We start from the raw sequence: 26,332 nt of genomic DNA, 5'->3' as shown, positions 1-26,332 counted from the left end.
GGTCAGCATAGGCTTCAGGGCTCGGAGCACCAGCTACGGCCTGTTGACCTTCCGGAGTTACAAGGAATCCATCATCATCCGGGTCACCGGTGAATGGATATACCCTTACCACATTTTGTGTATTCAGTAGGTTGTTGATCAGCAGGTAGATGTTGAGGTTGGCTGTCTTGGCCTTCTCTCCTTCATCGTTCTTGCCGAATTTCAGTGTGATGTTCTTATCGAACTGAGCATTCAGAGTGAAGATGCTCGGGAGACGTGCTCCATTCAACGTACCGGCAAGTCCACCAGAAGTTCTTCCATCCAGAACGCTTACAGCACGTTTGGTATTACTGTATGGTGTACCTGAACCGAGGTTGGCGATCAGATTCATTCCGGTATTGGCAAAGAACTGCTTCCCGAACCAGACCGGACCATTGTAGTCCTTTCCTTCTCCATATCGATAGTCGAATGTCACATTGATCGCGTGACGCTGATCATAGGCCAATGGAGCGATATTCTGCAAATTCGGTTGACCGGAGGCTGCTAGGTTCAATCCACTTGTAGAATTGGAACCCGTACCACCTGCGAACTGCAAGGTGTAGTTGGCATTGATACGCGTGTTACCCGTTCTTCTAAGGTCATAGGTAAGGGTCAGACCCTTGACTGTACCGAAATCGATATTTCTATAAGTGATATAGTCTTCAGGGAAAGCTCCTGGAAGCTCGCGCACCTGGATCATGTCACGCATGTCTCTATAGAATGCTGAGATCTTCAAGGCAGAGCTTCTACTCAAGACCTGCTGGAACCCTAGCTCATAGTCGATCGTGGTCGTAGGTCTGAGCGCAGGGTTGTTGATCACATTATTCTGTGTCTGAATGAACTCGTAGTTCTGAAGCTGGATGCGTATCCCTCTTTCTGGACGCTGCGTCAAGATGTCATAGTGAGCAAAGAATACGGCCTCATCAGAGATAGGGAATGAGAATGCCACACGAGGCATCACATTGACCTGAGGTTCGTAGTCCTTGAAAGCTCCCGCTGTCAATTCATTTTCCGTAGTGGTGAGATATGGGTAGGATGATACACCGATCTGCAATTGTTCTGGATCAACGATGGATGTACCATCAGAGTTGAACCAATCATCCCCTGTACGATATCCTCTTACCTGTGTGGGAGAGATGGGGTCATCTACATATACCACGTAGTCATCACCGATACTCGCGGGATGCTCATCGAACTGCGGGTTATTTCCTACCGTGTAGAAGTCCCTTACGATGTATTCATCTTTGAGTACTTTCTGGTTGGCATCGAATCTATCTACACGCACTCCGACATTGAATATGATATCATCGAATGCGAACTTGTCCATGATATATCCTGCGATATACACCGGACGGAAGGCATCGACCGCATAGGTCCTGAAACCGTTCTCATCTACTGCAGTGAAATAGTCTTCCAGACTCGGGTCTGAAGTCAATATGTCTCCTGTGTGGTCATATCCCCAGTAACTGACCAGGTTGGCACCATCTCTAAGCAGGTCACCAGCTGAGAACATATCCAGATTGAGAAGAGCTGGATCCAGTGATTCTACATCGATGAAGTTATTATCGATCCAATCGAGATACGATGCTAGGGTTGCTGGATCATTCTGGTCACCCATAGGAAAATCATCTCCCTCTGGGTCTAGCCCTAGGGCAATCCTCAAGGCTCGGTCGAATGCCGTTTGCTGACCCACATCGACCTGAGGTTGGAATACATTCACGAAATCTCCGACCTCCGCATAGTATCCGGAATACAGAACTGTAGTATCGATGGGCGAGATATGGTCATTGGTCAATTGTCTTGCTCTTTCCCAAAGACCTACAGGAGCCATGTCGAATCCACGGTCTACACGCTGTTCATACTCGATTCCCAGTGTGATGGCGTGGTCTCCGATATCTGCTGTACCTGAAGTGGTCAAACGGAATTGGGAGTTGTTCCTATCCCGGTAGAAGTTTGCTGGAGTACCTACGTTGGCAAAGAATCCATAGGGTCGATTGAGGATATTACCGTTACCTACACCTATTATATTGATGTTATCTGCATCCAAGGTATCACCGGATATCTCTGTGGTGGCGAATGCCCCGACATTCACGCCTGCAAGTATCGGATTAGCCGTTCCAGGTGTATAGCCTGTGTAATACGTAGCGATTCCATTCTGCTCGATCTCACCGGTCTCTTGATTCTGCGCAAAGGTCAGACCACGCTCCACATCAAAGGTCCCTACATGACCATAGTTGAAGAAGTTGTCTTCGTGGTTCCTATCCTTGGTAGTGATCAAAACTTTAGAGTAATCCAGAGCGATGGTGTAGTACGCATTCTTCACTTTAGACTCCTCAGAGGAGTTGAATCGCTGCGTGTATCGTGCAAAACCTCTCCAGGTCAATTGCTCGGTAGTTGCATTGTTCTTCCAGTTGAGCACACTATTCAATCGGCTCTGAGCACCAATGTTCGCGATGGAATTGGTGGCTGTATAACCGTAATTCCTGAAATCATTCCTATCCCTAAAGTCAGCTGATCCACCTATAGTGAATACCGAATTCTTGTTGATGTTCAGGTCGAACTTGGCCTGAAGTGATGCTGCGAACTCATCTGCGTTCTTGGCCGCAGTGACATTTTCGAAATCATCCAAGGTCAGGTAGTCTGCTGCAAGCTGCTGAGAGAATGAACCGTCCGAGTTCTGAGTGAAGAATACCGGATTGTTCTCCAATTCGGTCTGTGCTTCTTCGGTCAGGTACCAATGTCCGATAGCTGAAGGTCTTCTATCCTCGAATTTCCTAACGTTGGTAGAAAGGAAGAATCCAAGTAAAGGATCGGTCTTCTCACCATTCTCGTCTTTTTTGAAGAGAATAGGTCCTGAGAGATAGGCCTCTAATTGGGTCTGTCCAAATCCGTCCAGACCTACGATCTCATCTCCTGAGCGGAATCCGCTACTGAGGATATCTACTCCTCCGAAGAATTCGGACGAAGCTCCTCTGGTGGTGATGCTGATGATACCTCCGGTGGCATCTCCATAGTTAGCAGGTACTCCACCTGTTATCACAGATACTTCTTCGATGGCCGACTTAGGAAGGTTGGTCGCACCCCTTACTTTGATACCATCTATATAATAATAGGTGTTGTCCGATCGCGCTCCACGCAGGGAGATGTTCCCTTCATTGTTCCCGGTCTGTCCGGCACCGGATACCCCTCCGATGGTACTTGCTACCGCTGTTGCTGTACGAGCTGACATCTTATCGATATCTGCCCTACTGACGGTTCCACCTGAGGCACCACCATCTTTATCGATCAGTGGTTCTACATATTCAACTACGATGACTTCATCTAGATTCACACCTGCAGAGAGGGCGAAATCCTGGAAGGTGATCTTGTCTCCTTTGATGATCACTCCAGAAATGACTCTAGGATTATATCCTACGAATACACATTTCACGTTGTAGGAGCCAGGAGGAATAGGTTTGATGGTGAAGTTCCCATCGAAATCAGTGGCTCCACCACCGACTTGGGTCTCACCAGCGAGTACAACGACATTGGCAAATGGGAGAGGCTCTCCATTGCTAGCGTCTGTCACCTTACCTTTCAACGTGCCGGCACCGGTCTGAGCCATGAGGCTGGACGTGAACAGGATACCTACAAAAAACAATACGAATCGTAGCCTTGAAATCATGGGATAGCGGTTCTGTTTTGGTTTATCTGCTTTTCACAAAGGCCGTAAAGATATATGTTTTGCGATTCTGTCTGCAATCTATACTGAGTGTTAAGCGATGGATTATCTCAATTCATAGTAGGTATACTAGAATTCATATCGATCGCATGTCCAAATGTAGGTGTAGGACCACGGGATAACGAATGTTACCGGACCATTAAAAGCTGTTGAATCTCAATCCTGAATACTCGATCAGCCATCTTTCGATTTGACCTTCTTGTACTTCTTCTTATTGAAGAGTCGCTGGAGGAATGGATCCTTCTGACCACGACCGTATCGATCCGATCGCTTCTTGTTCCTCTTCATCCTCTTTGCAGTCTTTTTGCCTTGAAGCTTGCGATGCTCTTTTTTCATCTTGGCAATGTCCTTGTCCAACTGCTTGGCCTCTTGCTCTTCCTTCTTCAGAGCCTCTTTCTGTGGATCCTTGGGCGCCTTGTATTTCTTCTTCTGTGCTGGCGCATCGATAGAAATAAGGGAACTCAAGGCAATGATCGCGATGATAATACGTCTGAACATGGTGTCAAAATAACGGCACAAGCCCATAGTTTTGCATGGTGAGGTATTTCCTTTTCTTCATTCTGACCCTGATATCCTTCGCTGCATGCAAGGACGATGATGACCAAAGGGTGCCCAATGTACCGGTCGATATCACCTTATCATTGAATCTTCCTCAATGGCAACCTCTCAACACCCCAGGAGGGTGGGTGTATGTTACTGGGGGATCGCGAGGTATCATCGTCTATAGGGCCGGTACCGAAGAATTCACGGCCATGGACAGACATTGCCCCTATGAACCCATCAATGGGGATCGAGTGCATGTATTGGAGGATAATATCATTGCGGCCGATACCAATGTCTGTGGCAGCCGATTCGTCATCACGGATGGTTCGGTCACTCAAGGTCCTGCTTCCTTCCCACTGACCACCTACCGCACCTCTTATAATGGTGCGATAAACGAACTGAGGGTCTTCAATTGATGAAGACCCCCATTCGAATGATTCTCGGTGTTTCCTGAAAGAATCAGTACCTGTAATGTTCAGGCTTGAATGGCCCTTCTTGAGGAACTCCGATATAGTTTGCTTGATCGCTGGTCAACTCTTCGAGTACCACTCCGATCTTTTCGAGGTGCAATCTGGCCACCTTCTCATCCAAATGCTTGGGCAGCATGTAGACCTTGTTATCATAGGCATCCGTATTGGTCCACAGTTCGATCTGTGCCAAGGTCTGATTGGTGAAGGAGTTACTCATCACGAATGACGGGTGACCCGTAGCACAACCCAGGTTGACCAGACGGCCTTCGGCCAGTAGGATGATGTCCTTGCCATCTATAGTGTACTTATCTACCTGAGGCTTGATCTCCACTTTATGGTCACCGTAGTTATCATTGAGCCAAGCCACATCGATCTCATTATCGAAGTGTCCGATGTTAGCTACGATGGTCTTGTCCTTCATGGACTTGAAATGCTCTCCGGTGAGGATATCCTTGTTGCCGGTGGCAGTCACTACGATATCAGCTTCTTTGACGGCATCCACCATCTTCTTGACTGCAAAACCGTCCATGGCCGCCTGTAGCGCACAGATCGGGTCGATCTCTGTCACGATGACACGAGCACCAGCCCCGCGAAGTGAAGCTGCACTTCCTTTACCTACATCACCATAACCGGCAACTACAGCGACTTTACCTGCTATCATCACATCGGTTGCTCTGCGTATGGCATCCACACAGGATTCTTTACAGCCATACTTATTGTCGAACTTGGACTTGGTGACCGAGTCATTGACATTGATGGCAGGCATTGGCAGGGTTCCATTCTTTTCGCGCTCGACCAGACGGTGAACTCCAGTAGTGGTCTCTTCGCTCAATCCTTTGATATCCGGAACCAACTCTGGGAATCGGTCGAGGACCATATTGGTGAGGTCACCACCGTCATCCAAGATCATATTGAGGTGTTTACCTCCTTCGAAAGCATTCAAGGTCTGTTCGATGCACCAATCGAATTCCTCTTCATTCATTCCTTTCCAAGCAAATACTGGAATACCGGCCGCGGCAATGGCTGCAGCCGCATGGTCCTGTGTAGAGAAGATGTTGCAAGAACTCCAAGTCACTTCAGCTCCTAGCTCGATCAAGGTCTCAATGAGGACGGCCGTCTGGATGGTCATATGGAGACATCCAGCGATGCGTGCTCCTTTCAGTGGTTTGCTCTCACCGTATTCTTCGCGAAGCGCCATGAGACCCGGCATTTCAGCCTCGGCCAATTCGATTTCTCTTCTTCCCCATTCTGCCAGCGTAATATCTTTTACTTTGTACTGCATTTGGGAGGTTTCTACCTGATTATTCATTACCTACGATTATTTTGCCGCAAAAATACGCTTTAGCTTGAAGCGAAGGCCTTTTAAGAGCAAACCGAAACACTGAAACTATGCCGATAACGGACAAGATCATCATGCCGGACACAAGTGCTGTTTATATATGGCACATCGATGAGACCGAGGCCCAACTGAAAGAAATGTACCTACATGCTCAAGGTGAGACCCACTTGGCCGATGTAGAGGCGATCAAAGTCCCGCGCAAGCGCAAGCAATGGTATGCCTCAAGGCTTCTCTCCAGTGATGTCATCGATACCTTTCAGGGAATCTACTATGACCAATTCGGTGCGCCACACCTCGTAGAGGACGATCGATGTGTCTCCTACAGCCATTCCTATGATAAGGTGGCCATGATCATACATGATGATTGTGAAGTGGGGATAGACATACAGAAGCGGGACGAGAAACTGAAGCGGATCTCCAGCAAGTTCCTCAATGAAGAAGAGGAAGGAAGATACTCTGCCTGCGGAAAGGATCTCGATTATCTACAGGTACTCTGGTCGGTCAAGGAGTCTGTATTCAAAGTACACAAGCACCATCTTCCTTTCAAGGAGATACGCACCCAGGATGAAGTTCCAGATGATCAAGGAGTAATGTCTGTCCTGGCCAATCGTTTTGATGGTCCACATGCACATGAGGTCCATTACCACAAGCTCAACGGATATTTCATAGCACACTGTTGCTATAGCGATTAAGAGATGGCAAGAAGAAGCGGTCCACTTCAAGATCTTCTGGCAAGTGCAAGGAATGAAGGCAAGAAACTTCTGGCCGTGCTTCTGGACCCGGATAAGTTCGATGATGCACAGGCTGATCGGATCAGCTACATGGATGAGAATGGTGCTGATCTGTTCCTGATAGGTGGATCCTTGCTCATTACAGACCGCCTGAGGGCGACTATCGAGGCCGTCAGGTCCAGGAGTGATCGACCGATCTATCTTTTTCCTTCTGGCCCATCCCAGATCGATGCCCGGGCTGATGGTATACTATTCTTATCGCTCCTATCCGGTCGCAATGCGGAATTGCTTATCGGAAAACAGGTAGAAGCAGCTCCTCTGCTCAAGCAGACCGACCTGCATGTGATGAGCACAGGATATATGCTGGTGCAATGTGGCAATCTCACCACTGCTCACTACATGAGTCAGAGCAGCCCGATACCACATGACAAGGACGAAATAGCCGTGGCCACGGCCATGGCCGGAATGTATCTGAATATGTCGTGCATTTATATGGACGGTGGAAGTGGAGCTGCCATGCCCATCACACCCCGGATGATCGAGTCGGTGCGAAAGGCGATCGATATACCTCTCATCATCGGAGGTGGGATACGAAATGCCGAACAGGCTCAAGCTGCCTGTAGTTCTGGAGCGGATATGATTGTAGTAGGAACAGCCTTCGAAGAAGACCCTTCCCTATTCCAAGACATCAGCATTGCTGTTCACAGCCTTTCTGTGAAATCCTAGAACTCTACCGTCAATCCGGTCATGAAGTTGACTCCGGCCTGCGGGAAGAGTGCATCAAAGGACACTTCCTCACCAGCATAGAGATAGCGATACGTCCACCCATTGGAAACGTATTCTTCATCTAGGATATTCCTGACAAGCAGATTCAGACGGATATTCTTGGCCCATTGGGGATTCAGGTCGAGGTCCAATCGGATATCATTGACCCAGAAGGCATCGATCGTGCGGCCTTCGGTCTCGGTATTATCCAGATACTGCTCCCCTACGTATTTAGAGATCAGATTGATCCTGAGCCCGCTCTTGTCATCTGTCTTCCTGAAAAGATCATAGGCTAATTGTCCAGAAGCGATCACAGAGGGAGAATAAGCAATGGTCACATCGCCCAGGTCTTGCTCGACCAATGAGTAATCCAAGAAGTCAGTGACAAATTCCACATGGTCTTGGATCACATTCTGGCTCAGACCCAGATTCAAGTCCACTTCGAATCTTTCAATAGGGCGTGCCTTGAATATCAATTCCACCCCTCTTCGGTATGAGTCCGCTACATTGGTCCTTACGTTTTCACCTACATCGTTGATCTCCCCTGTATTGATGAGTTGATCTTGGTACTGCATATTATATAGAACCGCCTCGAACGAAATTTTCTGAGAACTATAGGCATAGCCTATTTCGGTATCAAAGAGTGTCTGAGCCCTGGGTCGGTCATTCGGAGTAGATAGCACATGGTCATCCCGGTTGGGTTCCTTGTTGCCGACTCCGAAAGAAATAAAGGCTCGATGTGCAGTGCTCGGTCTCCAGTTCAGACCGGCCTTGGGATTGAAGAAGCGATATCCTACAGATTGATCGGCTGATGTGGCATCACTCAACAGGCCTTGGAAGGAATAGTCGATGAAGCGACCCTGTAGATCCACATAGGTACTCCAGGCCTCGTTCATCTCCCATCGCACTTTGGTGTAGATATTGGCGTCATCTTTCACAGCATCGTTCTCATAGTATCTATCCCGGATGAACGAATCCCCAGCAACTGAGGCCCAGATGAGCTCACCGTAGTGAAGACCATCGTACCTATTTGCTCCTCCGCCTATTACTATAGACCATGGTCCCTCGGTGTATGTGGCCGATGCAATAAATCCATAGAAGTCGTTATCCAGCCATCGTCTGCGGATGAAATCAGCTGAGGATATCGTATCCCCACCGATGACTGGGTCGGTGATTCCATAGTCATCGAAGGAAGTATCGTCATAGGCATTATCCATATCTTGATACTGCTCGAAAAATCCTTGGCCTTTGGTATAGTGTAGAGCTCCATTGATGGATAAGTGAGAAGAGGTCCTTCTGGAGACATGAAGTTGATAGTGGTCTTGTCCGTAGTCATCCACTTCATTGTCATAGGTGTAGTAATTGAATCTGCGATTGGAATCCAAGAGGTTCTGTGTATTGGCCTCGCTCCATCCATTGTCAGCGGCAAAGGCCTGCATTCCAGCTTCATCATTATCCAATCTAGCCCGAGGCACACCCCACCAAGCTTGTTGAGTCACCTCATCCCCACCGAATATCATCGCCCTTACGCTGGTGCGTTCGTCCTGATAACCTCCTGAGAGGAAATAGCTTCTGAGTTCTGCCGCACTGCGATCCATATACCCATCGGAAGAGATGGATGAGATACGACCTTGCAGACTGAAGTGCTCATTGAGCAGACCAGTCCCAAATCCGACCGAGAATTTGGCGGTGTTGAAGCTCCCTCCACCGAGGTCTATCATACCATAGGGCTCAGTTTCTGAGCCAGAGGTCAAGAGGTTGATGGAGCCTCCGAACGCCCCAGCTCCGTTGGTGGATGTACCCACACCCCGTTGTATCTGGATATTGTTGGTAGAGGCGATCAGGTCCGGAAGATCCACCCAGAACACCCCTTGGGATTCTGCATCATTCAGCGGCACTCCGTTTATCGTCACGTTGATATTGGTCTGATCATTTCCTCGTAGTCTGAGATAGGTATAGCCTATGCCATTTCCAGCATCAGAAGTGAAGTATAGTGAAGGAGCGGTATTCAGTACCTCTGGCACATCCATTCCCAGATTTCGATCGACCAGGTCCATCTTAGTGAGTTCTGTATAGGCTATAGGGTCTGATTCGCTGGCTCGGCTCGCTTTTACGACCACCTCTTGGGCATTGATGATGGAGGGAGTCATTTCAAAATCGACTTGTAGATCCTCTCCGACAACTTCGACCACCTTCTCCTGAGTCTCAAATCCGATATACCTCACCTCGATGGTATAGCTACCTGCAGCCAGTCCGGTCAGTCGGTACATACCCTGAGCATTGCTTGCTGTAGCCATGTAGGTGTCTACCACGTGTATGGTGGCACCTGCAAGGATTTCATCATCAGTAGATCGCACCTCACCGGAGAGGGTGAACTGGGAATGGCAGAGTACGGGTAGAAGGAAGAACAGTATGGGAAGTAGTCTCATGGTATTCATGCTATTAGACGCAGAGAGATGCCCATGAGAGCACGCTATTCCCTTCCCGGAATTACCCGGCCAGGTTCATAGGGTATGATCTCAGAATCCGCATCTGCGGAGACACCCCTCAACGCAGTTGCGAAGATACATGCTCCACCCAGTCTTCCCTTTCAGAAAAAGTTCCTTTGATCACCGTGGCCTCTAGACCGAGTTTATTGAGAACGCCCTTGTACAGCCCATACAGACGCTCCCTATCCGAGGGATTCTCGCGTAATGGGTCATAGCTCCATGGGATATCGGGTGCAAAAAGAAGGTATCGGTCAAAGGACTGCTCATGAAGTAGTTCTTGGACCTGTAAGGGAACCTCATCGAACTTCTCTTGCGCCCAAATGGAGATGGTGATCATCTCTGTGTCGCATATGAGAGGACCCTCAGATAACTGAGTATTCCTGCGAAATTGTTCGTCAGCAATATGGACAAGGTCTTTGAGGGTATAGGGGCGATCGAGATCCTCCAGGTATTCTCTGGCAAACTCAGCTACGTATGTACCTCCTGTAGACTCTGCTAGTTGATGACCGAACCAGGTCTTGCCTGAAGATTCAGGCCCAAGGATCGCTATGCGTTGTCCTGTATTCGATACTCCTTTCTCCATTGCAGATAACCGATGAGCGCTAAGATGGCGAAAAGGAACATCTGTAGTGCATACACTTCGGATTCTCTGGATATGTAGAGCCAGATGGAGAAGATGTCGATGATGATCCAGTAGATCCAATTGCTGAGCACCTTACGGATGGTCAAGAAGGTGGCCAAGATCCCGAACACCGTGCTGAGTGAATCTGCAAAGGGTCTGGCTGCATCCGTGTAGTTGGAAGTGATAGACGAGAGCAAGGTAGCCAGGAGGAATCCAGCTAGGATGATGCTGAGATGGGTTTTGATTTCCAGCTCGTGAATAGGTCGAGCATCCGGCCGATTCCAGACCCACCAGCCATATATCGCTACAAAGACGTAGAAGAGATAGAGACCCGCTTCAGAGTAGAGGCGAATGGCATCATGTTGGAAATAATAGACGCTCAAGGCAGAGCCAAGTCCACCGAATATCCAACACGCCTTTTTCTGATACCAAGCAAGCACCACATAGGTGATGTTAAGTAGGACGGCCGTCCATTCCACTATGTCCAAGGAGATACTCATGCATAGAAAAAGCCCCTCCTTCTCATGAACAGAGAAGCGAGGGGCCAGAAGCTAACCAAAACTAGTTCAATATCTTACGTACGATACCACTGATGACCTTGCCATCTGCCTTACCGGAGAGAGCCGCGGTCGCCTTGCCCATTACCTTTCCCATATCGGCCATGGATGTGGCTCCTACTTCTGCAATGATTTTGCGCACTTCAGCCTCAACCTCATCTTCGCTCATTGGCTCGGGCAGGTATGATGCGATCACCTCTGCCTGTTTCATCTCATCCTCCAGCAGGTCATCGCGTCCTTGCTCCTTGTAGATCGCTGCAGCATCCAGTCTCTGCTTCTGGAGCTTCATCATCACCTTGGTAGCCACTTCATCGCTCACTTCGCTATCGGAACCCTTGGTGGCTTCAAGAAGCAAGGCCGACTTCACCGCCCTGAGGGCATCGAGCTTATCCCTCTCCTTGGCCAACATGGCCGACTTGATATCCGCATTGATCTGATCTACGATGCTCATCTTCAATCCACATTCTTATCCAAGAACGGATTGTTCTTGCTCAAAGTGATCCCTTCGGTATCCTTATCGGTGAGTGTGTACTTGCTCATGTTGCTCTCTGATGAATGAGGAACATCATCCAGCTTCATGTTCTTGCGCTTGTATGCCGGCTCTGACTCGAGTTCACTCAGACCGCTGGGGGTCCGCAGTTTCATGCCGTGCTCCTTGATCCTCTCCATGCGCTCCTCGACTCGTTTGCGATGCTCATCCAGACTGATGCGCTCCTCGAATACCTCATCCTCCATTTCCACTGTTTTTTCAGAGAGGGTCGTTTCTTGCTGAGGCATCTCTTCTTCTATACTCTTCTCATCTTCGAAAAGGTCGAAGTAGTTCTTCTTCTCGGCCTCTGGTGCTTCTTGCTGTTCAGCTTGTGGCTCTTCTGTTCTTCTGGTTCCGGAGATCTCTGCGAAATCAAATCCCAGATCCTGCTGCAAGGGCTTGTCGGCCAGGTCTTCCTCTGAAGCGTCTTTGAGAAAAGGTTGCTCGTCCTCTTGTGATGGCAAGGGTACATCTTCAGGGACTTGTGAATCCATTCCCAGTGGATTGGTCAATGGTCGAGTGATCTCTTCGCCTTCTATAGGAGCTGTGATGATGGTAGGCACATCCTCATCCAATTCTCGGTAGGTCTTCTCAGGCTCCTTGTCAAATCCTGAATGTGGCTCATTGCCTTCGAATCCGGTGGCGATGACCGTCACGCTGATCTCTTCGCCCAATCGGTCATCTTGACCGTATCCCATGATGACTTCGGCCGTGTCACCGGCTTCAGCTTGGATGAAGTGGGTGATCTCATCCAGTTCGTCCATGGTGATATCCTGTGTACCGAAGGTGATATTGAGCAATACATGTCTGGCGCCCTTGATATTGTTGTCATTGAGCAAGGGAGACTCCAGTGCCTTCATGACGGCTTTCTCGGCTCGTCCTTCACCATCAGCTGTGGCCGACCCCATAATGGCCACCCCACTGTCCTTCATCACGGTATTGACATCGTTCATATCAACATTTATATACCCGATACTGCTGATCACCTCGGCTATTCCCTTGGCCGCTGTCGTAAGGATGTTGTCTGACTCATGGAAGGCATTGGTCACAGAGAGATTACCATGCAATTCGCGGAGTTTATCGTTCTTGATGACCAGCAAGGTGTCCACTGAATTCCTCAGATTCTCGAGTCCCTCCTCGGCCAGGTTCTTCCTTCGTGGACCTTCAAAGCCGAAAGGAATCGTAACGATACCCACGGTGAGGATTCCCATTTCCTTGGCCGTTTGAGCGATGACCGGTGCGGCTCCTGTTCCGGTACCTCCTCCCATACCAGCAGTGATGAATACCATGGTGGTATTATCGGCCAGGATATCCTTCAGCTCATCGATAGACTCGACAGCCGCGTTGCGGCCGACCTCTGGCTGGGCTCCTGCTCCTCGTCCTCCGGTGAGAGTCTGTCCGATCTGTACCTTGAAGGGAACCGGACTTATGTCGAGTGCCTGCTGATCGGTATTGCAGACGATGAAGTCAACGCCTTTGATTCCTTGCAGATACATGTGGTTGACGGCATTGCTTCCACCTCCACCGACTCCGATGACCTTGAGAATGGATGATCGCTCTTTGGGAATATTGAATTCTAATGACATGGGATCTCTGTTTTAAAGTGTGCTAGTGCTTCTATGCTATTCATGGTCCTCATTCAGGTATGAGCTTACCCGATTGAAGAAATTCTGTAATACATTGCCTTTGTCCTTGCGGCTATGTTCGTAGGTGATTCCCTTGCGGGCATCTTTCTCCAGCTGCTCAAAGCCTTTGATGACCAATCCGACACCTGTGGCGTACATGGGACTGGTGACCGTGTGATCATTGGAGTTGGCCAGATGCTCATTGGGATAACCTACCCGTGCATCCATCCCGGTGACATACTCGAAGAGCTGCTGTAGATGCTTGAGCTGGGAACCTCCCCCAGTCACCACGAGCCCAGCGATGAGCTGTCTCTCGTATCCGCTATTGGATATCTCATAGTAGATATGATCGATGATCTCCTCCATGCGGGCATGGATGATGTGGGCCAGATTGCGCATGGAGATCTCCTTGGGCTGTCGGTTCCTGAATCCTGGGATGCAGATGATATCATTGTTCTGACTCTCTTGTGGGAGTGCAGAGCCGAATTTGACTTTCAGCGCTTCGGCCTGTTTCTTCATGATGGTACATCCTGCCTTGATGTCTTCGGTGATGACGTTACCACCGAATGGGATCACCGCAGTATGTCGGATGATTCCATCTTGGAAAATGGCAAGATCCGTAGTACCACCACCGATGTCCACGAGTACCACCCCGGCCTCTTTCTCCTCCTCACTCAGAACGGCTGCCGCACTTGCCAATGGCTCCAAGGTGAGGCCTGTGACAGTCAGGTCTGCCTTGTGTACACAGCGGTGAATATTCTTGATGGCTGTAAGCTGACCGGTAATGATGTGGAAATTGCCTTCCAATCGTACACCGGACATGCCTATGGGATCCTTGATGCCTTGCTCATTATCCACGATATATTCCTGAGGAATGACTGTGATGATCTCTTCCCCGGGTTGCATCATGAGTTTGTACATGTCCTTCTCGAGCATGTCCAGATCCACTTCTGCTATCTCATTCTCGTACTCATGACGGGTGATCATACCGCGATGCTGAAGGCTGCGTATGTGCTGACCTGCAATCCCTACATTGACGTGACTGATGCTTACACCGGCACTCAATTCGGCCTCTTCCACCGCTTGGCGGATGGATTGTACGGTCTGTTCGATGTTGGACACCACCCCGCGTTTCACGCCTATGGATTCCGCCCTGCCCAGTCCGAGTATCTCGAGCTTTCCATGCTCATTCTTACGACCCACCATACATGCGATCTTGGTGGTACCGATATCCAATCCTACTATTAGTTCATTCGATTCCATAGCTTCTCTACTCAACGTTTTACTCCTATGACCTGACCCTCATACCTGAGGTCCAGACTGCGATAGATATTCCAATTCGTTTGATCAATTCCTTGGTCATAGAACTCCTTCAATTTGTCCAGCTTGGCCATATAGTCCTGGACCTCTCCTAAAATGATCTGATGATTTCCCACTCTGGGTATAAGCACCGCTCCTTTCTCTGGATCGATATCCACTTGGAGTATCTGTGCATTCCAGAAGTCGTTTTGGCGGACATAGAGCGCCAAACTCCAGAGATGTTTCAAGTGTTTATCCAGTTGATCGTTCTCCGCATCGGTCCCTGAGGAGCGATCAAGTCCTGTGACCGGCATGCATTTGTAGGAGAATGTCTCGCACAATTCCATCATCCTTCCTGTATCATCGACATAGCAACTCGTGCCATCCGTGTAGAAGAGTCTCATGACAGGGACGCGCTGGCTGACTGCTATCTCCACTTTACGATCGATGGTCTTATAGACCGTAGCATTCTCTATGAATGGTATGGTAAGCAGGTCGGACTCGATTCCATAGGTGTCTATCTCACGCATGTATCTCCCTTCGATGGTATGTCCATGTTCATGTACAAATGCACTCAAGCTCTCAGGCGTGACGAATCGCAATGCAGGATCTCCTAGGAGATGGACCTCATATCCCTCGCATCGTGCATCTGCGCTCCGATCCACAGCGAATCCCAGCAGCAGGCCTGCTAAAAGTGTGCAGGTACAGAATACGATTATGTGCTTCAATGATCTCACGGATCCGTAGGGTTCTTGCCTTTGGTCAATAGTTCTTTGATGCGGGGAATCTCTTGGTCGATGTCCCCTGCGCCCAGTGTTAACAAAACTTCTAATTCCCGACCCGCAATGGCGGTAGGTAGGTCCTCTTTTACACACAGCACTTTGTTCGTTATGCTGATAGCATCCAAGAGGGCTTCAGAATCCACCCCCTCTATGGGTTCTTCACGGGCAGGGTAAATAGGTATGAGGATGATCTCGTCTGCTTGAGAAAGACTCTCTGCAAATCCTGTCATGAAATCCCTGGTACGGGAGTATAGATGGGGTTGGAATGCGACTGTAAGCTTGCTTTCTGGATACAATTCCCTTGCGGCTGAGATGCATGCACTGATCTCACTCGGGTGGTGGGCATAGTCATCGATGTATGTGAGATCCTCCCTATCGATGATGAATTGGAATCTTCTTCTAACCCCTTGGTAGGAATCGATCCCTGAGCGAATCTCCTCTTCAGAAAGCCCCACTTGATGGGCCATGGCCACAGCTGCCACGGTATTGGCTATGTTGTGTCTGCCGGGTAATTGAATAGAAAGGTCTTTCCAGTGGATTCTTGGTCCATGGATGTCAAAAGTGAACCTTTCATCGCGCACCTCTATACCCTCAGCTCGATAATCCCCTTTGCCGATCCCATATCGGAGAGTTCGTTCATGTGAAGATGGGAGTTGTACGTGTTCTTCAAGAATAAGTGGCCCTCTGACCTTACTGGCAAAAGAGTCGAAGGCTTTGGTGAACGTATCCGAATCCCCGTAAATGTCCAAGTGATCCGGGTCGATAGATGTGATGATTGCTCCCCAGGGATCGAGATGGTGGAAAGAGCGGTCGAATTCATCCGCCTCGAGGACCATCCAGTCACTTTCGGTATCGATAAGGATATTGCTCTCGTGACCTGTCATCAATCCCCCTACAAATGCAGTAGCACCGACCTGTGACCTATGTAGGATATGACCGAGGATGCTGGATGTAGTGGTCTTGCCATGCGTCCCTGCTACGGCAAGGGTGCGATGCGTTGAAGCCACATCAGCGAGGAGTTCGGCCCGTTTCTTCATTGGAACTCCCAGTGCCGTGTAATGTTGAATAAGCGCAGCATGCAAGGGCACAGCAGGCGTGCGAATGACCAGGAGGTCATCGCCCGGGCTTCTGAACTGCTGAGGAATGGACTCAGAATGATCAGCATATATGATGGCCATTCCTTGCGCTTCCAGGGCTCGGGTCAGAGGAGTGGCCGTGCGGTCATATCCCCCTACGAGCGCTCCATTAGCTTTGAGATATCGAGCCAGTGCACTCATGCCGATTCCACCGATACCGATGAAGAAATATCTAGCCACGCTACTCATGAGCTGATGATCCGATATACCTCTGAGACGATATCCTGCGTAGCCTGAGGTCTTGCGTGACGAAGGATACTGCTTGCCAATGCCTTGCGCTTCGGTTCATTCTCCACGAGATCCTTAGTCAGCTCCAAGAGCTTTGGGGTGACCTCATGATCCTTGACCAACTCAGCTGCAGCATTATCTACCAGTGCTTGGGCATTCTTGGTCTGATGATCTTCAGACACATTGGGAGAAGGAACAAGTATCACGGCCTTTCCCACCAGACAAAGCTCTGAGATGGAGAGCGCTCCAGCTCTGGAAACCACGACATCAGCCGCAGCGTACGCAAGATCCATACGGTCGATGAATCGCACCGGGTGAATCCATTCTCCAGATTCTTCAGAGAGCTTTTCCACCATCTCCTCATAGTAGATCTTACCGGTCTGCCAGAGGACCTGTATGCCAGCTTGGCAATATTCATCTGCAGCCTTGCTGATGGCATGGTTGATACTACGCGCACCCAAGCTTCCTCCGATGATGAGCACTACAGGGTGTTCTGAACGAAGTTTGAAATATTCGAGAGCTTCCCCTTTGCGGTCATCGATGCCGATCAGCGAGCTACGCACCGGATTGCCGGTGAGCTTGACCTTGGAACCATCGAAGAATCGGTCCATACCTGCATAGGCCACACAGATGGAATGGGCTTTTTTGGCGAGCAATCGGTTGGTGATCCCCGGGTAACTATTCTGCTCTTGGATCAGTGTGGGTATTCCCATCCAAGAGGCAACTCTCAGCAATGGGCCTGAGGCATATCCTCCCACACCTATAGCCACATCCGGATTGAATTTCTTGATGACCTTGCGCGCTTTGAGAAGGCTTTTGATCAATTTGAAGGGCACGAGGAGATTCTTCCAGGTCAGCCTACGCTGGATACCCACGATATCCAAGCCGATGATCTCGTAGCCTGCATCCGGAATACGCTGCATCTCCATACGCCCCTCAGCACCTACGAAGAGGATCTCATTCTGCGGATCCCGCTCTTTGAGTGCATTGGCGATTGCTATTGCTGGAAATATGTGTCCTCCGGTACCTCCTCCGCTGATGATGAATCTAGGCAATGGCTCTGTTCCTGTTTTTAGATGACGGAGGGAGTTGGTTTTCTCTACTGATGCTGAGAATGATTCCCAATGCCAGACAGGTGAACCATAGCGAGGTTCCACCCATACTGACCAGCGGTAAGGGCTGGCCGGTCACTGGAATGAGATTCACGGCCACGGCCATGTTGGCCAGTGCTTGGAATACCAAAAGGAATCCCAGACCTGCTGCGAGATACATACTGAAATTCTTGTGGCTGTCCCGCGCGATACGCAGTATCCGGAAGAGCAGGATGATGTACAACATCAGCAATCCGAGACCGCCTAGTAGGCTTCCGTATTCCTCTATGATGAATGCATAGATCATATCCGAATAGGGATGCGGCATGTAGTTCCTCGATGTGCCTTTTCCGGGACCGTTGGGGAGAATACCCCCGCGGTGGATGGCGATCTTGGCCATCTCCACCTGATAATTCCTTTGAAGGTCCATCTCAGAGCCAGAAGTATTCTCCTTGACTATGAATGTACCTGTCTCCTGATCCCATACTTTCTCTTCAGCATCAGAGGGCATGAAAGATGACATACGACTCTTCCAAGTATCAACACGCTTATCCAAACCGGGTACCACCGAGCCCACTGCTAGGAACAGAAAGAAGCCTGCTATGCCCACAGCGATCAATGAAAGCAGGTGTGCGATACGCACGCCCGCTAAGAACATCATGACCAGACAGGTACTCAGTAGTAGGAATGCCGTAGAGAAGTTGGCCGGGAGGATGAGGAAGACGATGATCATGATGGGCACCATGATAGGGAGCACACCTTGACGTAGATCAGAGAGTTGATTCCGTTTCTGACTGAGCAGTCGAGCGACATAGACCACGAGTACGATCTTGGCCAGGTCAGAGGTCTGGAAGCTCTGATTGGTGAAGGGTATGGTGATCCAACGCTTGGACTGGTTGATCTCCGCACCGAACAAAAGGGTGTAGAGCAGCAAGATACCGGCCACCCATACCAGGACCTGAGATAGTCGGAAAAGATATCGATGCGGGATCTTGTGTACGCCATACATGATCCCGAATCCTGTTACCAGCATGAGACCATGTTTCAGAAGGAAGTAGAAGGTATTTCCTTCTTGGAACTTATGTGCTAGAGAAGAAATGGAGCTATAGACCGCCAGGATCGACACCAGGGCAAAGATCATGGCGATGATCCAGATGATACGATCCCCTTCCAGGTATTTGAACAGGTGCTCCTTCATGCTTTAAAGTCTACCTCTGAGTAGAGATACCTTTTCCTTGAAATCCTCACCTCGCTCATTGATATCATTATAGGATCTACCCACGGGCGCACTGGGTGAGAATAGTACGACATCTCCTACTTGAGCGATTCCCTTGGCTTCTAGCACAGCTTCCTCCAGATCCTCGACCACGATGAAATTGTCCACGCCACTGGACAGGGTCGACTTGATATCCTGGGCTTCAAAGCCACACACGATAATGGCTTTGACCTTATGCCGGACGATCTTGCTCAAGAGGATGAAATCCCTGTCGTAGGGAGTAGCGCAGAGTATCCAGACCAAGGGGTCGGAGATACAACGTATCGAATCCAAGGTGGCCATGACACTGGTCGCACTGGAGTCATTGACGAACATCACCGAATCGATCTCCTCCACCTCTTCCAATCGATGTTGTGCAGATTTCAGCTCATCGAGCATTCGAGCTCTGGCATGCATGAAGTTCTCTACTTGGCTCTTCTTGCCTTTGTGGATGGTGAAGGATCTGCCCATGGTTGTAGGTTTTAGTCGATCATAGTTTGGACCGCGCGCTTGAACTCTTCCCCTCTGTGTCTGTAGCTTTCGAACTGTTCGCTGACCGCAGTCGCTGGAGAGAACAGGATAGTATCTCCGGCATCGGCTAATTTCAATGCCTCATCCATGAGTTCGACCATGGTGTCACAACATTGAATAACATCCACTTGTTGAATGAAGTCCTCGACCAGTGAAGAGTCCTCTTGGCCTAGGTAGAGAATGGCACTCACTTTCTCCTCTACGATATCCCGCAGTGCTGACAGATCGGACTCGGCCGCGACACAAGAAAGCAACCAGATGACCGGGGATTGCATACAGTTCAGACTGTAATGCGTAGCGGTCATCGAAGTGCTCTTTGAATCGTTGATTATCTCCACGCCTTGTATAGTGGCGGTATGCTCGAGCCTATGCTCTATGTCCAACACCATTTTCAGATTGCTGTTCCTCGCATCGAGCAGCCGGTCTGTCAGGTCCTGGATGGTCTCTTTATCGAATTTGGTATTGATCATGGCGTTGTGTGTTTTTTAGTGAATCAGATCAAAGGGATCGTACGGCCCGCTTGAACATCCTTCCTCGCTCCTCGTAGCTCTCGAAAAGGTCGAAACTGGCACAGCAGGGAGAGAGTAGCACAGTATCCCCTTTCTTAGCGATAAGGCTGCTCAATTTCACGGCTTCCAAGGCAGATGTGGTCTCATGTATGACAGGCACCAGCTTCTTGAAGGCCTTGATGATCTTGGCATTGTCCTTTCCCAAGCAGATGATGGCCTTAACCTTTTCATCGACCAGATCCTTCAGTTGCTTATAGTCGTTGCCCTTATCGACTCCTCCGACTATCCAGACGACCTCATTCTTCATGGATTCCAATGCATACCAGGTGGCATTGACATTGGTCGCCTTGGAGTCATTGATGTATTCTATTCCGTTCACCTTGCTCACGAATTCCAGGCGGTGTTCTACCCCTTGGAAATCCTCGAGACTCTCTCGCAGCGTCTCACTGCTTACATCCAAGACCCTGCTGGCCATAGCAGCAGCCATTGAATTGTATAGGTTGTGCTTTCCTTGTAGTGCTAGTTTATAGATTGACATAGTGTTCAGTTTACCGTGTATTAGTGTTGTTAAATCCTCCTCCTCTACCCATGCGCCTTCTTCCATTCTCATGTCCATGCTGAATGGAATCCTATGCGCAGATATCGTGTTGCGTTCGAAGCCTTGTTGGATGATGGGGTCATCATGACAGTAGATGAAATAATCCGCAGGAGTCTGATTCTCAGCAATGCGGAACTTGGCGTCCACATAGCGATCCAGCTCTCCTTGGTAGCGATCGAGATGGTCGGGTGTGATATTGAGCAGTATAGCTACATCCGGTCTGAATGATCGGATTCCGTCCAGCTGGAAACTGCTCAATTCCAAGACCCAGATCTCAGGGTCCCTGACCGAGAGCTCGGCTGCGAAACTGTTGCCAACATTCCCTGCCAGAATCGAGTCCATACCTGCTTTCTGCAGGATGTGCTGAATCAGATTCACCGTGGTGGTCTTACCGTTGGTCCCGGTCACTCCTACGATCTTGGCCGCTGTATATCTACTCGCGAACTCGATCTCAGAGATGACTGGAATAGAAGCTCTGAGCAGTGACTGGACGACTTCAACATCATCCGGTATACCCGGGCTCTTTACCACCTCATCTGCCAGAAGCACTTCTTCCGAGTGACCTCCTTCTTCCCATTGGGCTCCGATACGTGAAAGAACTTCCTTTCGCTCCGCGGTGATGGCATTCCTATCGGATACCAGCACCTCCCATCCATGTTTCCTGGCCAACTTCGCTGCACCCATTCCGCTCTCGCCAGAGCCGAGTACCACGAGTTTTCCCATAGCTCAGCGCAGTTTGAGCGTTACTAGGGCAAACACAGCCAGCATGATCCCCACAATCCATATCCGGGACACGATCTTGGCCTCGTGATATCCCAGTTTCTGGTAGTGGTGATGCAATGGGGCCATACGGAAGATCCTCCGCCCTTCCCCATATTTCTTTTTCGTCCATTTGAAGTAGCCCACCTGCATCATGACCGAGAGGTTCTCTGCCAGGAAGATCCCGCAGATGATGGGGAGCAGCAATTCTTTACGGATAGCAATGGCGAAAACAGCGATGATGCCGCCTATGGCCAGGCTGCCCGTATCGCCCATGAATACCTGGGCCGGAAAGGAGTTATACCACAAGAAGCCCACACAAGCTCCAATGAATGCAGCGATGTAGACCACCAGTTCTCCAGAATCCGGGATGTACATGATGTTCAGATAGTCAGCGAAAACAGTATTGCCGGATACATAGGCGAGAATGGCCAAGGTCACTCCGATAATGGCCGAAGTCCCAGTGGCCAGACCATCCAGTCCATCGGTCATATTGGCCCCATTGGAGATAGCAGTGACGATGAATATGACGATGATCAAGAAAGCAGCCAACAAGGCTATCTCCTGCATTCCGTCAGGCATCCAAGCGACCAGCCACTCATAGTCGAACTCATTGTTCTTCACAAAAGGGATGGTGGTGACCATTGCCTTGGATTGTATCCACTCGGTCTCCCCATCGATCTCTACCTGATGCATGATACCTGCATCATCATTGAAGTAGAGGATGGAGCCGATGATCAGCCCTACTCCTATCTGCCCGATCACTTTGAATTTTCCAGCCAGCCCCTTCTTATTCTTCTTGAACACCTTGATATAGTCATCCAAGAAACCGATGGTACCCAACCAAACAGTGGTGATGAGCAAGGTGATGACGTAGATATTATCCAGTTGGGCAAAGAGCAGCGTAGGAATGAGGATACCTCCGAGAATGATGAGCCCTCCCATGGTAGGTGTTCCCTGCTTCTGCATCTGTCCTTCGAGTCCGAGATCACGTACGGTCTCGCCTATTTGGAGTTTTCTCAACTTGGTGATCAAAGACCCACCGAATACCATGGAGATCAACAGCGATGTGATCAAGGCCATGGCCGCTCTGAAGGAGATGTATTGGAAGACCTGTGCACCTGGGAACTGATAGGCCTCTTCGAGATATTCGAACAAGTGATACAGCATCAGTTCTCCAGTGATTTGAGGGTTTCACTCACGATGGCATAGTCATCGAATGGGAGTCGCTCACCATGTATCTCCTGGTACTTCTCATGCCCTTTACCTGCAATCAGAAGGATATCGTTGGGCTCTGCCAATGAGCAAGCTGTGCGTATGGCCTCCTTCCGGTCAGTGATGGATAAGGTCTTCTTATAGTGCTGACCTTCTACTCCGGCCTGCATGTCCGCGATGATCTGTTCCGGCTTCTCTGTGCGGGGATTATCGGAGGTAAGAATGACCTTATCAGAGAATTCACATGCCACACTGGCCATGATGGGTCGCTTGGTCTTATCCCTGTCCCCGCCACAACCTACAACTGTGATGACTTTCTCATTCCCCGTACGTATCTCTTGAATGGTCTTGAGCACATTCTTGAGCGCATCGGGTGTATGGGCATAGTCCACTATGGCAGTTATCTCCCTGGGGCCTTTGATGTACTGGAATCGACCCGCCACTGGCTCCAGACCACTGATGGCGGTCAGAATGCTCAACTTGTCCTCCCCGAGGAGCAGTGCTGTGCTGTAGGCACAAAGGATATTGTAGGCATTGAAGCCTCCTACCAGTTTGGAGTAGAGGTCATTGCCATCCAGCATGAGATGCAAGCCTTCAAAATGATTCTCGATGATGCGGGCCCTGAAGTCGGCAATCGAGCGTATGGCATAGGAGTGCTTCTTTGCACTACTGTTCTGCACCATGATCTCACCATGAGGGTCATCCACATTGTAGAGGGCATCCGCTTGGGAAGAGAGTCCATCGAACAGTCTCTTTTTAGCCTTGATGTATTCGTTGAAGGTTCCGTGGTAGTCCAGGTGGTCATGGGTGATATTGGTGAACACCGCCACATCGAATTCCACTCCTTGTACCCGATGCTGGTGAATGGCATGCGAACTCACTTCCATGAAACAGTGGGTGACCTTCTTCTCCAGCATTTGAGCGAACAACTGCTGGAGAGCTATAGGATCCGGAGTGGTATGAGTAGCTGGTAATGTATCCTTCCCGATCCTATTGTGCACCGTACTGATCAATCCACATTTATATCCCAATGAGCGGAAGAGGTCGAAGAGCAGTGTGGTCGTAGTGGTCTTCCCGTTGGTGCCGGTGATGCCCACCACTTTCAAGCCTTGACTTGGATTGTCGTAGAAGTTGGATGCCATCTGACCCAGTGCTTTGGCCGTGTCAGCAACTCTCACATAGGTGATTCCCTCCTTGAGTTCATCGGGCAGTGTTTGACACACGATGGCCACCGCTCCCTTCTCCAAGGCAGAATCGATGTATCGATGCCCATCTACCTGCGTACCTGGTACGGCAATGAATACACTGAAAGCCAAGACACTTCGTGAATCCATGTGAATGGACTCTATGGCCAGGTTCAGGTCTCCATGTACCTCTTGAAGGCCCGTCTTGTACAATATGTCTTTCAGCAATTTCACAGTGCTAGCTCCAAATGGATCTTCATACCTCTTCTTACCGCGGTCCCTGGAGAGAGGGATTGACCTTTCACGTAGCCTCTTCCTGAAGCGGCTACCGTAATCCCTTGGTTCTCCAGTAATTGCACGGCATCAGTCAGTCCCATGCCTTTCACATTGGGGACCTTGCCTTCATGGATGGTCAGCGGTGACGCATCCACTCTCTCTTCTTTCGTGGAGGTATGTACATAGGGAGCATCTACATCTGTACTCTGCAGTATGACCTGGAATTCGTTGAAGACTTTCTGTAATTCTGATTGCGAGCCATGCTTGGAAATGGGCACTTTATAAGCCATTTGTTCTTCGGAGGTCGGATCCTGCTTCTGTAGGTCGAATCGTTTGGCAAAGACCTTATCCGAGATCTCCTTGAATACCGGGCCTGCGACCAGATTTCCGTAGTAGATGTGATTGCCGGGTGCGTTGATGACCACCATACAGCTATACTTGGGGTCCTCGGCCGGGAAGTAGCCCACAAATGAGGCCTGATAGCTACGCTCTCCTTTGTGCCCATATCCCTGCGAGTCGCGTTTGGCAATCTGTGCCGTTCCGGTCTTGCCCGCGATACGGTAATCCGGATTCTTCAAGTTGCTGGCCGTTCCGTGTTCAACCACGCCTTCGAGCATGGTCTTGCAGCGCTCTATATTCTCTCTAGAGGCAATTCCAGGGTTGAGTACGATGGGCTCCGCCTTCCAGACCTGCTCTCCGGAGCGCTGATGTGCCGTGACGAATTGAGGCTTGACCATGACCCCATCATTTGCGACTCCATTGTAGAATGTCAGTATCTGCAAGGGAGTGAGCAGTGTCTCATAGCCGATGCTGATCCACGGAAGACTCACGCCTGACCAAGAACGATCAGAGGTATTCTTGATCATCGGCTTTCCTTCTCCTTTGATCTCGAGGCCCAGTGGAGCTGCCAGTCCCATGGAATAGATACGGTCGATGAATCGCTGAGGGTCCTGACGGAACCCATCGAACACTACAGAGCTGATCCCGACATTGGAACTGACCTCAAAGGCCCTTTTGACAGTGATGCGACCATAGCCTTCATCGTTGGAATCACGCATGGTGCGATCGAAGAATTTTCGCTTTCCATTGTGCGTGTCGACAGTATCTTCTATATCGACCACCCCTTCTTCCATCGCAGCCAGTAGGGCAGGCAATTTGAAAGTGGACCCCGGCTCAGTGGATTCTCCTACAGCATAATTGAACTTCTCGATGTATCCGTAATCCTCATCATAAGTAAGATTGGCTATGGCCTTGATGAATCCCGTCTCGACCTCCATCAGAATGACGCATCCATGGTCGGCCCCGTTCTTTTCGAGCTGCTGGAGAAGGGCATTTTCTGCTACATCCTGGATATTGATATCAATGGCCGTGACCACATCCAGACCATCTTCTGGCTCGATATCATTGCCATCATGTAAAGGCATCCACTGCCCACCGATGAGTCTTCGCTCTAATCGCTTACCATCCGTACCACTGAGTTGCGGACTATATGATCCCTCGAGCCCTACCGGAGTGACTCCATCCCGTTCATAACCGATGGTACGTCTGGCCAACTGTCCGAAGGGATAGATACGCTTGTTCTGCTTCTCGAAGATGACTCCGCCTTTGTACCTCCCTTCTCGGAAAATGGGAAATTCCTTGGCCTGCTGTACTTGGTGATACTTTACTTCTTTCTGGATGAGGTGGTAACGCTTTCCCTGTCGATATGCTTCCAACAAAGACTGCTTGTATTCTCGCTCGCTCCTACCTCTATCAGGGAACAGCTGAGCCAGACAATGAGCGAGGGAGTCCACTCCATCTCTGAAGGTCTGATCATCCAGACCATCAGCTGCGAGATCCATGCGGATCTCATAGAGCGGCAACGAGGTAGCCAACAAGCTCCCATCATCGGCCAGGATGTTACCCCGAACAGCCTCGATACTCCGATACTCGGTCACGAAATTCTCGGCCATCTGTTTCCACTCGGATGCCTCGCCCCACTGTATCATGAAAATGCGGACCACGATGGCCAGGGCCACCACACAGGTGACTACGAATACGAAGTATCCCCGGCCTAGATC

Annotated in this window: 22 protein-coding genes and 1 riboswitch; of the genes, 3 read left to right on the top strand and 19 right to left on the bottom strand. The window is 49.8% G+C overall.

Going from position 1 to position 26,332, the window contains the following annotated elements; all coding sequences use genetic code 11:
- Nucleotides 1–3,622, bottom strand: a 3,622-nt coding sequence (locus HKN79_04605; GenBank protein ID NNC82837.1) for a TonB-dependent receptor plug domain-containing protein, incomplete at its 3' end; no start/stop codon positions are given.
- A gap of 291 nt (nt 3,623–3,913) precedes the next feature.
- Nucleotides 3,914–4,237 carry a hypothetical protein gene (locus HKN79_04600; GenBank protein ID NNC82836.1) on the bottom strand — a complete coding sequence of 108 codons (324 nt, stop codon included), beginning with the start codon at nt 4,235–4,237 and terminating at the stop codon, nt 3,914–3,916.
- 35 nt (nt 4,238–4,272) lie between these two features.
- On the opposite strand from HKN79_04600, the gene HKN79_04595 reads away from it, so the two are divergent.
- Nucleotides 4,273–4,698, top strand: a complete 426-nt coding sequence (locus HKN79_04595; GenBank protein NNC82835.1) for a hypothetical protein — start codon at nt 4,273–4,275, stop codon at nt 4,696–4,698.
- A 43-nt stretch (nt 4,699–4,741) separates the two neighbouring features.
- Here the strand turns inward: HKN79_04595 and HKN79_04590 are convergent, their stop codons facing one another.
- Nucleotides 4,742–6,061, bottom strand: a complete 1,320-nt coding sequence (locus HKN79_04590; GenBank protein NNC82834.1) for an adenosylhomocysteinase — start codon at nt 6,059–6,061, stop codon at nt 4,742–4,744.
- Between the two features lie 80 nt (nt 6,062–6,141).
- Between HKN79_04590 and HKN79_04585 the strand changes: the two genes are divergently transcribed.
- Together HKN79_04585 and HKN79_04580 are read left to right on the top strand one after the other, a co-directional pair.
- Complete coding sequence (locus tag HKN79_04585; GenBank protein ID NNC82833.1) at nt 6,142–6,783, top strand: 4'-phosphopantetheinyl transferase superfamily protein; 642 nt, start codon at nt 6,142–6,144, stop codon at nt 6,781–6,783.
- Between the two features lie 3 nt (nt 6,784–6,786).
- Nucleotides 6,787–7,548: a geranylgeranylglyceryl/heptaprenylglyceryl phosphate synthase gene (locus tag HKN79_04580; GenBank protein NNC82832.1), complete on the top strand. Its 762-nt coding sequence runs from the start codon at nt 6,787–6,789 to the stop codon at nt 7,546–7,548.
- On the opposite strand, the gene HKN79_04575 is transcribed toward HKN79_04580, so the two are convergent.
- The 16 genes from HKN79_04575 to HKN79_04500 form a co-directional block, all read right to left on the bottom strand.
- A complete protein-coding gene (locus HKN79_04575) occupies nt 7,545–10,016 on the bottom strand; it encodes a TonB-dependent receptor (GenBank protein ID NNC82831.1) in 2,472 nt (823 codons plus the stop codon). The genes HKN79_04580 and HKN79_04575 overlap by 4 nt on opposite strands.
- A gap of 30 nt (nt 10,017–10,046) precedes the next feature.
- Nucleotides 10,047–10,145, bottom strand: a riboswitch (TPP riboswitch).
- Nucleotides 10,135–10,659, bottom strand: a complete 525-nt coding sequence (locus tag HKN79_04570) for an ATP-binding protein (protein NNC82830.1) — start codon at nt 10,657–10,659, stop codon at nt 10,135–10,137. It overlaps the preceding riboswitch by 11 nt.
- The gene (locus HKN79_04565; protein ID NNC82829.1) at nt 10,623–11,198 is read right to left on the bottom strand and encodes a nicotinamide mononucleotide transporter; all 576 of its coding nucleotides are present in this window, start codon (nt 11,196–11,198) and stop codon (nt 10,623–10,625) included. The genes HKN79_04570 and HKN79_04565 overlap by 37 nt, the downstream gene beginning before the upstream one ends.
- A 61-nt stretch (nt 11,199–11,259) precedes the next feature.
- Nucleotides 11,260–11,706, bottom strand: a complete 447-nt coding sequence (locus tag HKN79_04560) for a GatB/YqeY domain-containing protein (GenBank protein NNC82828.1) — start codon at nt 11,704–11,706, stop codon at nt 11,260–11,262.
- 2 nt (nt 11,707–11,708) lie between these two features.
- Nucleotides 11,709–13,370, bottom strand: coding sequence for a cell division protein FtsZ (ftsZ, locus tag HKN79_04555; protein ID NNC82827.1), 1,662 nt, complete (start codon nt 13,368–13,370; stop codon nt 11,709–11,711).
- Between the two features lie 36 nt (nt 13,371–13,406).
- A complete protein-coding gene (gene ftsA / locus HKN79_04550) occupies nt 13,407–14,672 on the bottom strand; it encodes a cell division protein FtsA (GenBank protein NNC82826.1) in 1,266 nt (421 codons plus the stop codon).
- Between the two features lie 11 nt (nt 14,673–14,683).
- Entirely contained in the window at nt 14,684–15,445 is a 762-nt protein-coding gene (locus HKN79_04545; GenBank protein ID NNC82825.1) for a hypothetical protein, read from the bottom strand.
- Nucleotides 15,442–16,815 (bottom strand): UDP-N-acetylmuramate--L-alanine ligase, encoded by a 1,374-nt coding sequence (locus HKN79_04540; GenBank protein NNC82824.1) that lies wholly within the window; start codon nt 16,813–16,815, stop codon nt 15,442–15,444. Before HKN79_04540 ends, HKN79_04545 begins: the two co-directional genes overlap by 4 nt.
- A complete protein-coding gene (murG, locus tag HKN79_04535; GenBank protein NNC82823.1) occupies nt 16,812–17,897 on the bottom strand; it encodes an undecaprenyldiphospho-muramoylpentapeptide beta-N-acetylglucosaminyltransferase in 1,086 nt (361 codons plus the stop codon). The genes HKN79_04540 and murG overlap by 4 nt, the downstream gene beginning before the upstream one ends.
- Before the next feature lie 4 nt (nt 17,898–17,901).
- A complete protein-coding gene (locus tag HKN79_04530) occupies nt 17,902–19,143 on the bottom strand; it encodes an FtsW/RodA/SpoVE family cell cycle protein (GenBank protein NNC82822.1) in 1,242 nt (413 codons plus the stop codon).
- 3 nt (nt 19,144–19,146) lie between these two features.
- Nucleotides 19,147–19,671 (bottom strand): hypothetical protein, encoded by a 525-nt coding sequence (locus HKN79_04525; GenBank protein NNC82821.1) that lies wholly within the window; start codon nt 19,669–19,671, stop codon nt 19,147–19,149.
- 11 nt (nt 19,672–19,682) lie between these two features.
- Entirely contained in the window at nt 19,683–20,201 is a 519-nt protein-coding gene (locus HKN79_04520) for a hypothetical protein (protein NNC82820.1), read from the bottom strand.
- A 28-nt stretch (nt 20,202–20,229) separates the two neighbouring features.
- Entirely contained in the window at nt 20,230–21,561 is a 1,332-nt protein-coding gene (gene murD, locus HKN79_04515) for a UDP-N-acetylmuramoyl-L-alanine--D-glutamate ligase (GenBank protein ID NNC82819.1), read from the bottom strand.
- 3 nt (nt 21,562–21,564) lie between these two features.
- Entirely contained in the window at nt 21,565–22,767 is a 1,203-nt protein-coding gene (locus HKN79_04510) for a phospho-N-acetylmuramoyl-pentapeptide-transferase (protein NNC82818.1), read from the bottom strand.
- Entirely contained in the window at nt 22,767–24,230 is a 1,464-nt protein-coding gene (locus HKN79_04505) for a UDP-N-acetylmuramoyl-L-alanyl-D-glutamate--2,6-diaminopimelate ligase (GenBank protein ID NNC82817.1), read from the bottom strand. Before HKN79_04505 ends, HKN79_04510 begins: the two co-directional genes overlap by 1 nt.
- On the bottom strand, nt 24,227–26,332 hold a 2,106-nt coding region (locus HKN79_04500), incomplete at its 5' end, for a PASTA domain-containing protein (GenBank protein ID NNC82816.1). The genes HKN79_04500 and HKN79_04505, both read right to left, overlap by 4 nt.

Source organism: Flavobacteriales bacterium, from assembly GCA_013001705.1.
Lineage (GTDB): Bacteria > Bacteroidota > Bacteroidia > Flavobacteriales_D > JABDKJ01 > JABDLZ01.
This window is presented reverse-complemented; position numbering and strand designations above follow the sequence as displayed.

Excerpts from the sequence above, each read along its gene's own strand:
- HKN79_04520 (NNC82820.1), bottom strand. The coding sequence starts at position 20,201 with ATGATCAATACCAAATTCGATAAAGAGACCATCCAGGACCTGACAGAC.
- HKN79_04570 (NNC82830.1), bottom strand. The coding sequence starts at position 10,659 with ATGGAGAAAGGAGTATCGAATACAGGACAACGCATAGCGATCCTTGGG.
- HKN79_04600 (NNC82836.1), bottom strand. The coding sequence starts at position 4,237 with ATGTTCAGACGTATTATCATCGCGATCATTGCCTTGAGTTCCCTTATT.
- HKN79_04530 (NNC82822.1), bottom strand. The coding sequence starts at position 19,143 with ATGAAGGAGCACCTGTTCAAATACCTGGAAGGGGATCGTATCATCTGG.
- HKN79_04560 (NNC82828.1), bottom strand. The coding sequence starts at position 11,706 with ATGAGCATCGTAGATCAGATCAATGCGGATATCAAGTCGGCCATGTTG.
- HKN79_04540 (NNC82824.1), bottom strand. The coding sequence starts at position 16,815 with ATGAGTAGCGTGGCTAGATATTTCTTCATCGGTATCGGTGGAATCGGC.
- HKN79_04580 (NNC82832.1), top strand. The coding sequence starts at position 6,787 with ATGGCAAGAAGAAGCGGTCCACTTCAAGATCTTCTGGCAAGTGCAAGG.
- HKN79_04510 (NNC82818.1), bottom strand. The coding sequence starts at position 22,767 with ATGCTGTATCACTTGTTCGAATATCTCGAAGAGGCCTATCAGTTCCCA.
- murD (NNC82819.1), bottom strand. The coding sequence starts at position 21,561 with ATGGGAAAACTCGTGGTACTCGGCTCTGGCGAGAGCGGAATGGGTGCA.
- HKN79_04565 (NNC82829.1), bottom strand. The coding sequence starts at position 11,198 with ATGAGTATCTCCTTGGACATAGTGGAATGGACGGCCGTCCTACTTAAC.
- ftsA (NNC82826.1), bottom strand. The coding sequence starts at position 14,672 with ATGGAATCGAATGAACTAATAGTAGGATTGGATATCGGTACCACCAAG.
- HKN79_04595 (NNC82835.1), top strand. The coding sequence starts at position 4,273 with ATGGTGAGGTATTTCCTTTTCTTCATTCTGACCCTGATATCCTTCGCT.
- ftsZ (NNC82827.1), bottom strand. The coding sequence starts at position 13,370 with ATGTCATTAGAATTCAATATTCCCAAAGAGCGATCATCCATTCTCAAG.
- HKN79_04590 (NNC82834.1), bottom strand. The coding sequence starts at position 6,061 with ATGAATAATCAGGTAGAAACCTCCCAAATGCAGTACAAAGTAAAAGAT.
- HKN79_04575 (NNC82831.1), bottom strand. The coding sequence starts at position 10,016 with ATGAGACTACTTCCCATACTGTTCTTCCTTCTACCCGTACTCTGCCAT.
- HKN79_04585 (NNC82833.1), top strand. The coding sequence starts at position 6,142 with ATGCCGATAACGGACAAGATCATCATGCCGGACACAAGTGCTGTTTAT.
- HKN79_04525 (NNC82821.1), bottom strand. The coding sequence starts at position 19,671 with ATGGGCAGATCCTTCACCATCCACAAAGGCAAGAAGAGCCAAGTAGAG.